The organism is Bradyrhizobium sp. USDA 4354, from assembly GCF_054060315.1.
Window position 1 is genome coordinate 7,387,400 of record NZ_JBSSDC010000001.1, and the last position, 13,017, is coordinate 7,400,416.

11 protein-coding genes and 1 tRNA gene are annotated in these 13,017 nt (G+C 63.8%); 9 read left to right on the forward strand and 3 right to left on the reverse strand.

Annotated elements, in window-relative coordinates:
* Window positions 1–53: 53 nt before the first annotated feature.
* Together ACVIIV_RS34375 and ACVIIV_RS34380 are read right to left on the reverse strand one after the other, a co-directional pair.
* On the reverse strand, window positions 54–671 hold the full coding sequence (locus ACVIIV_RS34375) for a TetR/AcrR family transcriptional regulator (RefSeq protein ID WP_456748146.1): 618 nt from the start codon (window positions 669–671) through the stop codon (window positions 54–56).
* A 1,286-nt stretch (window positions 672–1,957) separates the two neighbouring features.
* On the reverse strand, window positions 1,958–2,905 hold the full coding sequence (locus ACVIIV_RS34380) for an N-carbamoyl-D-amino-acid hydrolase (RefSeq protein WP_456748903.1): 948 nt from the start codon (window positions 2,903–2,905) through the stop codon (window positions 1,958–1,960).
* Window positions 2,906–3,191: 286 nt separating this feature from the next.
* On the opposite strand from ACVIIV_RS34380, the gene ACVIIV_RS34385 reads away from it, so the two are divergent.
* From ACVIIV_RS34385 to ACVIIV_RS34400, 4 genes are all read left to right on the forward strand, one after another.
* On the forward strand, window positions 3,192–3,416 hold the full coding sequence (locus ACVIIV_RS34385) for a hypothetical protein (RefSeq protein ID WP_456748147.1): 225 nt from the start codon (window positions 3,192–3,194) through the stop codon (window positions 3,414–3,416).
* A gap of 119 nt (window positions 3,417–3,535) precedes the next feature.
* Window positions 3,536–3,862, forward strand: coding sequence for a hypothetical protein (locus ACVIIV_RS34390; RefSeq protein WP_456748148.1), 327 nt, complete (start codon window positions 3,536–3,538; stop codon window positions 3,860–3,862).
* 181 nt (window positions 3,863–4,043) lie between these two features.
* Entirely contained in the window at window positions 4,044–4,955 is a 912-nt protein-coding gene (locus tag ACVIIV_RS34395) for a nucleotide-binding protein (protein ID WP_456748149.1), read from the forward strand.
* Window positions 4,956–5,253: 298 nt separating this feature from the next.
* Window positions 5,254–8,133 carry a pentapeptide repeat-containing protein gene (locus ACVIIV_RS34400; RefSeq protein WP_456748150.1) on the forward strand — a complete coding sequence of 960 codons (2,880 nt, stop codon included), beginning with the start codon at window positions 5,254–5,256 and terminating at the stop codon, window positions 8,131–8,133.
* 51 nt (window positions 8,134–8,184) lie between these two features.
* Here ACVIIV_RS34400 and ACVIIV_RS34405 read toward each other — a convergent pair.
* Window positions 8,185–8,261, reverse strand: a tRNA-Pro gene (locus ACVIIV_RS34405).
* Between the two features lie 68 nt (window positions 8,262–8,329).
* On the opposite strand from ACVIIV_RS34405, the gene ACVIIV_RS34410 reads away from it, so the two are divergent.
* From ACVIIV_RS34410 to ACVIIV_RS34430, 5 genes are all read left to right on the forward strand, one after another.
* On the forward strand, window positions 8,330–9,319 hold the full coding sequence (locus ACVIIV_RS34410) for an L-threonylcarbamoyladenylate synthase (protein ID WP_456748151.1): 990 nt from the start codon (window positions 8,330–8,332) through the stop codon (window positions 9,317–9,319).
* Between the two features lie 23 nt (window positions 9,320–9,342).
* Window positions 9,343–10,770 (forward strand): FAD-binding oxidoreductase, encoded by a 1,428-nt coding sequence (locus tag ACVIIV_RS34415; protein ID WP_456748152.1) that lies wholly within the window; start codon window positions 9,343–9,345, stop codon window positions 10,768–10,770.
* Complete coding sequence (locus tag ACVIIV_RS34420) at window positions 10,767–11,228, forward strand: GNAT family acetyltransferase (RefSeq protein ID WP_456748153.1); 462 nt, start codon at window positions 10,767–10,769, stop codon at window positions 11,226–11,228. The genes ACVIIV_RS34415 and ACVIIV_RS34420 overlap by 4 nt, the downstream gene beginning before the upstream one ends.
* Before the next feature lie 9 nt (window positions 11,229–11,237).
* A complete protein-coding gene (locus ACVIIV_RS34425; RefSeq protein ID WP_456748154.1) occupies window positions 11,238–11,819 on the forward strand; it encodes an NUDIX domain-containing protein in 582 nt (193 codons plus the stop codon).
* A gap of 246 nt (window positions 11,820–12,065) precedes the next feature.
* The gene (locus tag ACVIIV_RS34430; protein ID WP_456748155.1) at window positions 12,066–12,995 is read left to right on the forward strand and encodes a glycine reductase; all 930 of its coding nucleotides are present in this window, start codon (window positions 12,066–12,068) and stop codon (window positions 12,993–12,995) included.
* The last annotated feature ends 22 nt before the right edge of the window (window positions 12,996–13,017 follow it).

Sequence of the window (13,017 nt, forward strand, 5' to 3'; positions counted from 1 at the left end):
GCATGGACTCCAAAGGATATAGGGAATGACTATTCCCTATTGTGGCAAAAAGATCAGGCGAGCAGCTTCATCGCGACGCCGACGAGGCGCTCCCCGTCGAGCGGCAGGCGGGCCTTGCCGACGACGCGCAGGCCTTGCGTGATGCAGATCATCAGCCGCGCGGTGTCGTCGGCCGCGACTTGGCGTGGAATCGAGCCGTCCGCCTGCCCCTCGCGGATGAGGCCGGCGATGAAGCTTTCGTTGCTCTTGAGCTGCGCATTGACCCGGGCGCCAACGACCGGATCGAGCGCGGACAGCTCCACCGCGCTGCCGACGACGAGGCAGCCGCGCCGCCCCTCGCTGCCCCGGGAATGCTCGACATAGGACAGCAACACGTGGCGGATCCGCTCGCGGCCGTTTGCACCGCGCGCCGCCGCGCTGCGGGTCTGCTCCTGGCGCAGCGCCGTGTAGCGCTCGAAGGCGGCGAGGAACACCGCATGCTTGTCGCGAAACGCCTTATAGATGCTTCCCGTAGCGAGCCGCATCGCCGCGGTGAGGTCGCCGATCGAGGTGGCATGATAACCGCGCTCGCGAAACACCCGCACGGCGCGGTCGAGCGCGGTGTCCATGTCGAATTCCCGGGGGCGGCCGGGCGTCCGGGCAGACGGAGATCGGCGGGCGGTCTTTTGCATTGCGGCATAATAGGGAATGATTGTTCCCGAATAAAGACACGTGGTTGTGAATGGGTGGTCAAACGACGGCATCGTCATCCTCGTGCCCCGGGCAGAACCGGGACCCAGGGCAACACGACACGGCGCGGATCGATGGGCCCCGGCTCTGCAGCGCACCGCACCGGACGATGCTTCGCATCGCCGGGGCGCTGCACTGCGTCCGGGGCACGAGCGCGGAATGTGGCGCGCGCTCTCCAGGTCGTCATTGCGAGCGCAGCGAAGCAATCCAGAGTCTTTCCGTGGAGGGATTCTGGATTGCTTCGTCGCAAGGGCTCCTCGCAATGACGGAGTATGGAGTGACAGCTTGGTTCTCCAAGTGACGCTGTCATTCCCCGCGAAAGCGGCGCGAAAGCGGGGGAATCCAGTACGCCGCAGCCTCTCGATTCAATCACTGCCGTCTCGGAGTACTGGATCGTCCGGTCGAGCCGGGCGATGACAGCGCGTGTGTGGCCGCAGACGCGGCTTCACGTTCTCGCGGCTCAATTCGCCCGAGCTTTGCTTCATCTCGCCGCCCCCTTGAGCCAAGAGGGCGCAGGGAAGGCCGGGTGCCGGCGGCACCCGCGGTCCGCTGCGCAAAAGGCACACGCAGAAAACCGCACAGCAGCATACAGGTGAAGCCCAACACACGGCCTTCCCTGCGCGATGGTCGGACGGCTTATGCCGCGCTCTCCCGGGAGCCGAGTTCCTTCTGGCCTCCCTCGCCTTCGCGAAATTCACCGGCGACCGCGCCGGTTGACGCAGCTGCCGCCTCCGCAAGAGCTTGACCGTAGCAACGACGGCCAGGACCACACGGTTTTGCCGTACGCACGGTTCGTTGGCGCCACAGGGTTCGACAGCGTTGTGCACGTTGCCGCCGAAATACTGGCACGACGAACCTGACAGCGCCGTTCGTCCGCACGCAGTTTTCGGGCTCACGGAGAGCAATCCGCCCCGCCCTTGACATCTCGTACACGACGCTGCTGCGTCCACCGCAAGCCCGGCTCGCGACAATGACGACCTCATGATCGCCCCTCAAGACTGAGCCGGGATGGGCGACACATACGATATTTCCGAATTTCGGTAAAGCGGCATATTTTTGCGCGGGTGGGTTGACAGTCCGGCGACACAGCCCGGTCCCGTAGCCTGGATGGAGCGCCAGCGTAATCCGGGAAAGTGCAGAATGCCGCGAGCAGTCCCGGATTACGCGGAGCCTGTCATAGGGCGGCGCTTCGCGCCGACCCGTTGGCTCCATCAGGGCTACGGGAGCATCACCCCCTCCTGGATACCGCCGTCCCATCCGCCATCGTCGTCACGCCCTTCCGTTCCACGATCATCCCGTAGGCCTGCGGCTGGCGGTGGACGTCGAAATTGAAGGTGGTGCGCTTGTAGGAATTGCAGAGATCGAGATCGCAGCGCGCCAGCGCGATCTCGTCGCCCTTGGTGGTGCAGGCCGCGATGATCTCGCCGGAGGGCGCGATGATGCAGCTGCCGCCGATGTGATCGACGCCCTCCTCGATGCCCGCCTTGGCGACGCCGACCACGAAGGTGCCGTTCTGATAGGCGCCGGCCTGCATCACCAGATGATTGTGAAACAGCGAGAGATCGTCATGCTCGGGCGCGGGCGGATTGTGCACCGGCGTGTTGTAGCCGATCAGCACCATCTCGACGCCCTGCAGGCCCATCACGCGGTAGGTCTCGCTCCAGCGGCGGTCGTTGCAGATCGCCATGCCCATGACGCCGCCGAAGGCATCGACCACGCCGAAGCCGCTGCCCGGCTCGAAGTAGCGCTTCTCCAGATGCTGGAATTCGCGCCACGGCTCGTGCTCGGCATGTCCGGGCAGATGCACCTTGCGGTACTTCAAGACGATCGCGCCGCTCTTGTCGACGAGGATGGACGTGTTGTAGCGCCTGACCATCCCGGCCTCGACCGTCAGCTCGGCATAGCCGAGACAGAAGCCGATGCCGAGCTCGCGCGCGAGATCGAACAACGCCTGCGTTTCGGGGCCCGGCATCTCTCGCTCGAAGAAGCTGTCGATCTCGGCCTGGTCCGCAAAGTACCAGCGTGGAAAGAACGTGGTCAGCGCCAGCTCGGGATAGACGAGCAGGTCGCAGCCGCACGTCCGCGCCTGGCGCATCAGCGCCATCAGCCGCGCCACCACCGCGGTCCTGGTCTCGCTCCTCGCGATCGGGCCGAGCTGGCCGGCTGCGATGGTCATAAATCTCGCCACGCGTCATTCCTTGCATTTCTGATTGCGCCGGGCCCGAGCCTATCCAGGCGATGCACCGCACGCGCAGGCCGTCTCGGCCCTGCGTGCCGATGACACAATCAAATTCCGTGCCTGCGGGTATCATCGTGCGGCGCTGGCGCGTGCACGCCGACAATTCAGGGAATTTCGTTGCAGATCTGCAACGGTTCCCCACGGTCTGAAGCCGGACAAAACAAACTCCCATTCCGGCCACGAACCGCTCTCACAAGGCCGTGAGACTACCAGGGGAATCACGATGCGTGCACAACGCGTTTGGAAAGTGAATGGAGCCGCCAGCATCGGGCAGCTTCAATCGAGACTGGACGACCTGAACAAGCGGCTCGGCCAGCTCGAAAACCAGCATCCGGACAGCTGGAAACTCGAAGAGCTGAGAGCGAGCGCGCTCAGCCTGTCGCGCGAAATCGACGACATCCGCTGCGCCGAGGCGACGGCGGCCCTGAGCGAGCTGCTGCGGAAGTAGTCAGGCCGCCGATTCGCGCCGCACGCACGGAACCAAGCTCCGCGACGTCCATTTCCATGTCACGCGCGCGACAGCGGCCTTCATCATCGCGCACGACTTCGCGTTGTGAGGGATTTCCCATGACGTCTGACCCCGAGGAATCGGTAAGGCTGCAGGGCTACGGCGAAATGACGCTGCGCACCGCCGTCGAGACCTTGATGCTGCTCGCGCCGCGCGAGCGATCCGAGGCCGCGGTCTTCCGCGTCCGTGACGGCGTGCGCCTGGCGCAAAGCGAGATCGCCGAGCTCGCATCAAGCTGGGGCATCGAGCCGGCGCCCCACGTGCGATCGCCGAGACTGGTCCCCGAGCAGCACTGGCAAGACATCGTTCGCGGGATGGTGCGCGAGGCACCGCTGCCGTCGCTGCTGGTGGCGTTTCTGGTGGGGGTGCTGGTGGCGCGGCGGTGAAGATCAGGACGCGCCGATCCGGGTCGCACCATACCTCCTGACCTGGCCGACCCGTCGCGTCCGCCATGCAACCGCTTTGACTTGCAAGCAACCCCTTTGACTTGAATGAGGCACCCTGTCAGATTGGTAGATATCTTTCGACCACACAGCTTTTGGATGCATTTGATTGTCTGGATAGCCAATGTCAGTCACGCGTCGAATTTATGTGAGCTTGCCCGCGGATCCCTGGTTGCCTCCGAACCTCAATCGCCTGAAATGGGCCATCGTCGACGAGATCGAAAAGCACAATTTCGTCCCGGAGGTCTTTACCAACCCGAGAGGAAAGCCAGGGCTGGCATCTTCGCGATCCTGGCATCCTCGCGACGCGGATGAAATCGCGCGACGCTGCGTCGGTGCCGCGCTGCTCGGAATGGCACGCTGGAATTTCAATGACGCGAATTCGCAGCCGGTCCTGCTGCCGACCGAATTCAACCATTATGAGGGCGCTCTCACCCGGACCCTCGGATTGCCGATGCTGGTCCTGGCGCAGCGCGACATCAAGCGCCGCGTCGTATTCGACCTCAACTTTGCCGGGTTCGTCGGCGGATTTGACGGCAACGCGGACGTCGATTGGCTGCACACGGACGAATTCCTGGTGCCGTTCAATTACTGGCTGGGCAAGCTGAGGGAGCGCAAGGACGTCTTCCTCGGCTACGCGGGCACGTCCAGCCCGACCGCGCAATCGATCAAGACCTATCTGAAAAGCCTCGGCGCCGAAGTGCTGGACTGGCAGACGGACTTCATTCCGGGCCGGACCATCCTGGACCAGATCGAGCAGGCGGCTGCGAGGTCGATCGGCGGCATATTCCTCTTCACCAAGGATGATGATCTCGCCGATCCGCCGCCCGGCATCGCCGCCGTGCCCCGGGACAACGTCGTGTTCGAGGCAGGCTACTTCATCGGGCTGAAGGGAAAGAACAACGTTCTCATCATCCGGGAGTCCGGATGCAAACTGCCCGCCGATCTCGGCGGCGACATCTACGCAGCGCTGCCCACGCAGGGAAACATCCAACCGATCGAGCGATCGTTGACGGCGTTCGTGGAGTCCATCTGAGCGGCCTCACGAGGACGAGACCTAGGCGGTGGCGCCGGGCGCCGTTCACTATCGCACTTCGCGCTGTGGCTGTAGGGGACTTCGCATGACATTCGAGCGAAGAATCGGTGAGACTCCGAGGTTACGGCGAGACCAAGTTTGCTTGAAGGCGACAGGCATGCACTGCCTTTGTGCGTACCAATTGAGGACGGCTCCTTCCTCGCTGACTGCAGATGAGCGCCTGTCCACTTCTGGTACAATCTATACTACAACCCCGGCGACCGGCCTTCCTGGCCCGCCAAACTAACCGAGATGGCCGATGCTGAAGCCGACCGTTTTTATCAGCTACAAGCGCAACCACGAGCCAACTGCAGAGATCGTTCGGCGCATCGAAGCCATACTGAGCGTCAAGGGCTTCGACATCTTGCGCGATGTGAGCATCGAGGCCGGCAGTCTCTGGTCAAGCGACCTTTATCGATGGCTCATGGAATGCTCGGCCGCTGTCGCGATTATCGGAGCGGAGGCCGCCCAGTCTGAGTGGTGCCGGCGCGAGTGGTGGTTCTTGCGCGAGCGGCACAGGCTGACCGGGATACCCATCATACCGATCTGCCCAAGCGAAAAGATAGAATCGGCAGGCATCCTTGACGACTTTCAAGCGATCAAGATTTTCGGAGACTTTGATGATTGCCTGCTGCGGCAAATGGAAGGATTGCAGGCGGCCAAACCAACGGCCGAGAGCTATCTCGCCGCCCATCACGCGTGGCTGCGTTGGCAATTTTCGGACGCGCAGGTCTGGGGGCGCGAACCGTATTCGCTGCGCGATATTTATGCGGAAACCGATTGTGGGCGCCTGCTCTGGTCGGAGATCGCTGACGAAAAAGCTCGCAAGGATCCGTTCAAGGACCATGAAGCGAGTGGCGGCCGTCACAATCTCGTCGACACGGTCGTTGAGCTGTTTTCCGATCCGAAATTCAAGGAGCTCATCGTCGTCCAAGGGCCGCCGGGCTGCGGGAAATCAGCGTTTACGTTGCGGCTCGCCAATGAGCTGTTGACGCGCGGACTGCGGCCCATTCTGGTCCGTTTTCGCGACTTTCGGCTCACGACGTTCGACAGCGCCAATGAATTGATCGAGGACGCGTTGCGCATTGGACCTGTTGATGAGGAGCCCCCTCGCCCGGGGCAGTCGATTATCACCTCTGATGCACTCAGCCGGGTTTTCAAACTCGGAAAGGCCCAAATCTCTCAGCTCGTTTTCATCCTCGACGGCTGGGACGAGGTTTCGCTGACCGGCAATACCAGCTACCAGGCGCAGCTTCAGACTTGGCTGCCCAGAATCCGGGAATATTTTATCGGCCGTCCGGGCACGTCCGTACGCCTCATCCTGACTGGACGCCCATCGGCTGAGGTCCGCAGCAGCGGAATTTTGAAACCCAACACGCCCGTTCTCACGGTCCGCCACTTGACCCCGGTCATGTTGCGGGGCTTTGCCGAGGCAATTGCGACTAACCTCAAGCGCGCTGAAAAAGTCGGCCAGGTCGCGCAATGGTCGCTGGATCACGCCCGACTCGAAGCTGTCTTCAAGCAGTACGAGCAGTGGTTCTCGACATCTGACGACACGGAAAGCCATAGCATGGAGGTCGTGGGATCGCCACTCTTGGCCTATTTGACGTTTCGGACCTTAGCCGAAACGGACGTCGATCCAGCTCAACTGGTCGCGGAGCCAACTGCACTTTACAAGGCCCTCGTCGACATCACCGTCGCTCATGCTGGAAAGGGACGAAGCGAAGACCTGCAAGATACAGTCCATCGCGGCGGTGAGTCGTTGCGCCATCTGTTGCACAGGGTCGCAGCAGTCATTACCGTTTTGGGTCGAGAGGCAATTTCCTTCACCGAACTCAGCAGCCGGCTTGAGGACGACAACGAAACGATCGATGCATGGCGTTCGGAGCAAGGCTTGCGCGGCCTCGTCAGCGACGCAACATACGATAGCGTTCTCCACGAGCTCGTCATCAATTTCTACTTCAAGGGTGGAAACACCAATATCGGCTGCGAATTCCTCCACAAAAGCTTCCGGGAGTATCTCTTCGCCGAGGCCGTTGTTGCCGTCGTCAAAGAACTTTCGCAAGGAATGTCCGGGCCGCTCGCCGCACCCAAGGTCGCGTATTGGCAGGACTTCCCCGACGGGACACCGCAATTCAAGGCAAGCCGTGCCCTCGCGCGGCTGCTTGCGCCCCAATGGCTTACGCGCGACGTCCGAGATCACATCCTTTGGCTTTTGAACAGCGAGATTCAAGCCGAACCTGAGCGTTGGGAATGGATCGGCGACCTGTTGCTCGACGTTTACATTTGGTGGGCCGAAGGCGTTCATCTGAGGCCGCAACCGCTGATGCGGCGCGGAGCGAAAGTGTGGCAGGCTGCCTTCATCAATGAGTTGCTCGAGCATGCCCTGCCGTTCGATTCGACGACTACCGCAGATCCCATCAGGAGCACGGCTTTAGACGGGCACCTCGGCGAGGCCCTCATGCAGATCACGGCTGCCGTGTATGCTAGTTTGCCGGCTTCGGGGGGCCTAGAGCCAGGTCGCGATTGCCTTCGGAGGAACTACCTCCGCTTCCAGGGGGACAGACGAAGATTTGCCCCAGGCGGCGGGGGCTATTTCACATCGCTGTGCAATCGCATCAACGCCGCTCACTGGCGAGCGGGAGCTCTTTTTCCTACCTTTGCGTATCTTCCGGCCATCGATCTCGACGGAGAACCCTGCAGGATGCTCGATTTCGAGGTGACGACCATGACGGATGCGTCTCTGCGGAATGCGCAGCTGATTGGCGCTCTTCTCTTTCGTGTGAACCTTCGCGGCGCCGACCTCACCGAAGCCAATCTGCTCGCTGCAAAGCTTATAGAGTGTGACTTGAGTGGCGCTTCCCTCAACGAAGCCTCGTTGGACGAAACCTACTTCCGCGATGTAAATTTTTCCGAAGCGAATCTCGGAGGGGCAAATTTTAGCGATGCCATCCTAAGGCGATGCCAGATGACAGGAGCCCAGCTCGACGGAGCAGCCAACCTTGATTCGGCGTTTCTCGTCGACACCGATCTCAGCACAGCCAAAGACGTTCCGCATCTTGCCGACCGCGCAGATCGCCCCGCCCGTCGCAAGTCGCCCGTAGACCCGCGTCCAAAATCGTTGCAAAAGAGCTCCTGAGGTTGGCAGCCGGTCTGCCAAGCCTCTGGAAAACGTCGACTTTTGGAAGAATGGTCGGAGTGGCAGGATTCGAACCTGCGACCCCTGCGTCCCGAACGCAGTGCTCTACCGGGCTGAGCCACACTCCGACAAGAAGGCGGCTTATAGCGTCGGGTTTGACGCACTGCAAGCGGCCGAGATGAGGAATTTTATCCCTGTGAAAACGGGTCTTGAAACGCTGATTTTGCCGGCCGGCGAGGCCGGGGCGGAAGCCGCCGCCCGGACCCTGGCGGCCAGCGGGCTGGTCGCGTTTCCGACCGAGACGGTTTACGGGCTCGGGGCGGACGCGGCCAACGCCGCGGCGATCGCCCATCTCTACGCCGCCAAGGGGCGGCCGGCGTTCAATCCGCTGATCGCGCATGTTGCCGACCTAAAGGCCGCACGGCGGATTGGACGGTTCGACGCGCGCGCGCTAGAGCTCGCCGAGGCGTTCTGGCCGGGGCCGCTGACGCTGGTGGTGCCGAAGACCGAGGGCTGCCCGGTCGCGGATCTCGCCACCGCCGGCCTCGACACGGTCGCGATCCGCATTCCCGCCCACCCCGTCGCGCAAGCGATCCTGCGCGCCTTCGGCGGGGCCGTGGTGGCGCCGTCCGCCAACATCTCCGGCCACGTCTCGCCGACGCTGGCCGCCCATGTCGAGAGCGACTTGTCGGGGCGGATCGACCTGATCGTCGACGGTGGGCCGGTCGCGGTCGGCGTCGAATCAACCATCGTCGGCTGCTTCGAGGCGCCGATGCTGCTCCGTCCCGGCGGGCTCTCACGCGAGCGGATCGAGGCGGTACTGGGCATGCCCTTGGCACGGCCACCCGTGGAAGCCGAAAGCGACGACAGCCAGCCGCTGGCCCCGGGCATGCTGGCCTCGCATTACGCGCCGCGCGCCAATGTGCGGCTCGATGCGCGCGAGGTCATGCCGGGGGAGGCGCTGCTGGCGTTCGGCTCTGGGCGCCTGCCTGGTGTTGACGCTGCCGCCGCTGTCATGAATTTGTCGCCCGCCGGTGATCTCGATGAAGCCGCTGCCAATCTGTTCGGCTATCTTCGCGCCCTCGATGCGCAAAGCCCGCGAGTGATTGCGGTGATGCCGATCCCGGAAGAGGATTTGGGCGAAGCGATCAACGACCGGCTGCGCCGGGCTGCGGTTGTCCGATAAGAAGCTTGAGAAGAGACACGAGAATGAACATCAATAAGTCCGCCACCCCGCCGCTTGCGCCCGAGCTGATCGACCAGTTTCGCAAGATCGTCGGCGAGCGCCACGCGATCACCGATGCCGCCGACATCGAGCCTTACGTCACCGAGGAGCGCAACCTGTTCCACGGCCGCTCGCCGCTGGTGCTGCGGCCGGGCTCGACGGCGGAAGTCTCCGCGATCTGCAAGCTCGCCTCCGCGCACAACATCGCGCTGGTGCCGCAGGGCGGCAACACCGGGCTGGTCGGCGGCCAGACGCCGCACAATGGCGAGGTGGTGGTATCGCTGCGGCGCCTCGACAAGATCCGCGAGGTCGACACCGCCTCCAACACCATGACCTGCGAGGCCGGCGTGGTGCTGCAGATCGCGCAAGCGAAGGCGGCGGAGGTCGACCGGCTGTTTCCGCTGTCGTTGGGTGCCGAAGGCAGCTGCACCATCGGCGGCAACCTCTCCACCAATGCCGGCGGCACCGCCGCGCTCGCCTATGGCGTCGCCCGCGAGATGGCGCTGGGGCTGGAGGTGGTGCTCGCCGACGGGCGCGTGCTGAACGCGCTGTCGAAGCTGAAGAAGGACAACACCGGCTACAATCTGCACAACCTCTTCATCGGCGCCGAAGGCACGCTCGGCATCATCACGGCGGCGACGCTCAAACTGTTTCCGAAGCCGCGGGCGATCGAGACCGCCTTCGTCGGGCTGAAGTCGCCGGCGGCGGCGCTCAAGCTGCTGACGATCGCGCAAGGCGAAGCCGCCAATGCGCTGACGAGTTTTGAATTGCTGTCGGAGATGGCGGTGGATTTCTCGGTCCGCCACGGCATCGACGTGCGCGATCCGCTTGAGGCGAAGCATCCCTGGTACGTGCTGATGGAATTGTCCTCTCCGGGCGAGGATGCCCGCACGCCGCTGGAGACGATCCTCGCCCGCGCCATGGAGGAGGAGATCGTCGACGACGCCGTGATCGCGGCCAACCTCACCCAGCGCGGTGCGTTCTGGAAGCTGCGCGACGAGATGTCGGCGGCGCAGAAGCCGGAAGGCGGCTCCATCAAGCACGACATCTCCGTGCCCGTTGCCGCCGTGCCTGCCTTCATCGCGGAGGCCGATGCCGCCGTGGTCAAGCTGATCCCCGGCGCGCGGCCGGTGCCGTTCGGCCATCTCGGCGACGGCAATCTGCACTACAATGTCAGCCAGCCCATTGGCGCCAACACCGCCGATTTTCTGGCGCGCTGGCACGAGGTGAACGCCGTCGTGTTCGAGATCGTGCTGCGCATGGGCGGCTCGATCTCGGCCGAGCACGGCATCGGCGTGCTCAAGCGCGACGAGCTGCCGGAGGTCAAGGACAAGACTGCGATCGAGCTGATGCGGTCCATCAAGGCGATGCTCGATCCGCTCGGCATCATGAACCCGGGGAAGGTGCTGTGAGCGCGCCAGTCTCGCCCGCTCCGCTTGCGATCGATGTGATCACCGATGCCGATGTCGAGGGCGTCGTCGCGCTGTGGCAGCGCTGCGGCCTGACGCGGCCCTGGAACGATCCGCATGCCGACATCGCGCTGGCGCGGCGGCGCGACAATTCCACCGTGCTGATCGGCCACGCCAATGGCGCGCTCGTCGCCACCGTCATGGTCGGCCATGACGGCCACCGCGGCTGGGTCTATTACGTCGCGGTCGATCCCGGCTGTCAGAAGCGCGGCTTCGGCCGCGTCATTATGGCGGCAGCCGAGGACTGGCTGCGAAGCGCCGGGATTTCGAAGCTGCAGCTCCTGGTCCGGCGCGAGAACGCGCAGGCCAATGCGTTCTATGGCTCACTCGGCTTCGAGCTATCCACCTCGGTGATGTTCCAGAAGTGGCTCGACGGCCGCGCGACCACGTCAAGCAATTGAGATCGAGCCATGACCATTTCCGACCGCGTCCGCATCAAGGACGTCCGCGTGCTCTCGGACAATTGGACGCCCCTGAAGACCACGACCTTCGAGTACCGGCGCGCCAATGGCGAGTGGCAGACCCAGCACCGCGAGACCTATGAGCGCGACAACGCCGCCGCCGTGCTGCCCTACAACCTTGCCCGGCGCACGGTGATCCTGGTGCGCCAGTTCCGCCTGCCGGCGTTCATTCGCGGTTACGACGACCTGCTGATCGAGGCGGCTGCCGGCGTGCTCGACAACGCCGAGCCCGAGGAGCGCATCCGTGCCGAGGCCGAGGAGGAAACGGGCTATCGCCTGCACCACGTTCACAAGGTATTCGAGGCCTTCATGAGCCCGGGCGCCATCACCGAGAAGCTGCATTTCTTCATCGCCGAATACGAGCCTGAGATGCGCGTCAGCGACGGCGGCGGCCTCGATCACGAAGGCGAGGACATCGAGGTGCTGGAGCTTTCGATCGACGACGCGCTGGCGATGATCGCCGACGGCCGCATTATCGACGCCAAGGCGATCATGCTGCTGCAACACGCGGCGCTGCATGTGTTCAGGTGAGTCGGCGGGCTTCTTCCCTTCTCCCCTTGAGGGGTTCTCTCCACGGACTTAGAAGGAGCGGACTCGCGGAGAGAGACCCCTCACCCGTCTCGCCGCTACCGCGGCGAGCCACCCTCTCCCACAAGGGGAGAGGGGGACAAGAGCACGACTCGCCGCGCAATTCTGTCCTGCATCACCTCGCCCCCGGTTGAGCAACGCCAAAACTATCTCTAGTCTGGATCCAACCAAGACCCAGGAGACGCGCCCATGTCCGCTCCGCGCGACGACGAATTCGGCTTTGCGCCCGACTACGATTCTCCCGTCCCCTACATGCAGCGCACGCGCGACTATTACGCGGCGATCGGCTACACCACGCCGTATCGCTGGGCGCATTACACCGAGGCTCCGTTCCAGCCGCTGAAGAAGCCGCTGGCACAGTCGCGCGTCACCATCATCACCACGGCCGCGCCTTACGATCCGGCCAAGGGCGACCAGGGGCCGGGCGCGGCGTACAATGGCGGCGCGAAGTTCTACCAGGTCTATGACGGCGACACCTCGCAAGAGCACGATCTGCGCATCTCGCACATCGGCTACGACCGCAAGCACACCTCGGCGACCGACAGCGGCACCTGGTTCCCGCTGCCGCAGCTTCTGAAGGCGTCGGCCGCCGGACGCATCGGCGAAGTCAGCCAGCGCTTCTTCGGCGCGCCGACCAACCGCAGCCATCGCGTCACGCTCGACACCGACGCGCCGGAGATTCTTTCGCGGTGCCTTGCCGACAAGGTCGATGTCGCCGTGCTGGTGCCGAACTGCCCGGTCTGCCACCAGACCACGGCGCTGGTGGCGCGGCATCTGGAGCGCAACGGGATTGCGACCGTGATCATGGGCTGCGCCAAGGACATCGTCGAGCACGCGGCCGTGCCGCGCTTCCTGTTCTCCGACTTCCCGCTCGGCAATTCCGCCGGCAAGCCGCACGACATCGCCTCGCAGGCGCAGACGCTCGAGCTCGCGCTGCGGCTGCTGGAGAGCGCGAGCGGCCCGCAGACGACGATGCAATCACCGCTGCGCTGGAGCGAGGACGCGTCCTGGAAGCTCGACTACAACAACGTCGCGCAGCTCTCGCCTGAAGAGCTGGCGCGGCGCCGCGCCGAATTCGACAAGCAGAAGGAGATCGCGCGCGGCAACCGCGCCGCCTGACGTCCTCCGATAACCAAAACAA

Coding starts and splice junctions, on each gene's coding strand:
- ACVIIV_RS34375 (WP_456748146.1), bottom strand. CDS start 671: ATGCAAAAGACCGCCCGCCGATCTCCGTCTGCCCGGACGCCCGGCCGC.
- ACVIIV_RS34380 (WP_456748903.1), bottom strand. CDS start 2,905: ATGACCATCGCAGCCGGCCAGCTCGGCCCGATCGCGAGGAGCGAGACC.
- ACVIIV_RS34385 (WP_456748147.1), top strand. CDS start 3,192: ATGCGTGCACAACGCGTTTGGAAAGTGAATGGAGCCGCCAGCATCGGG.
- ACVIIV_RS34390 (WP_456748148.1), top strand. CDS start 3,536: ATGACGTCTGACCCCGAGGAATCGGTAAGGCTGCAGGGCTACGGCGAA.
- ACVIIV_RS34395 (WP_456748149.1), top strand. CDS start 4,044: ATGTCAGTCACGCGTCGAATTTATGTGAGCTTGCCCGCGGATCCCTGG.
- ACVIIV_RS34400 (WP_456748150.1), top strand. CDS start 5,254: ATGCTGAAGCCGACCGTTTTTATCAGCTACAAGCGCAACCACGAGCCA.
- ACVIIV_RS34415 (WP_456748152.1), top strand. CDS start 9,343: ATGAACATCAATAAGTCCGCCACCCCGCCGCTTGCGCCCGAGCTGATC.
- ACVIIV_RS34425 (WP_456748154.1), top strand. CDS start 11,238: ATGACCATTTCCGACCGCGTCCGCATCAAGGACGTCCGCGTGCTCTCG.
- ACVIIV_RS34430 (WP_456748155.1), top strand. CDS start 12,066: ATGTCCGCTCCGCGCGACGACGAATTCGGCTTTGCGCCCGACTACGAT.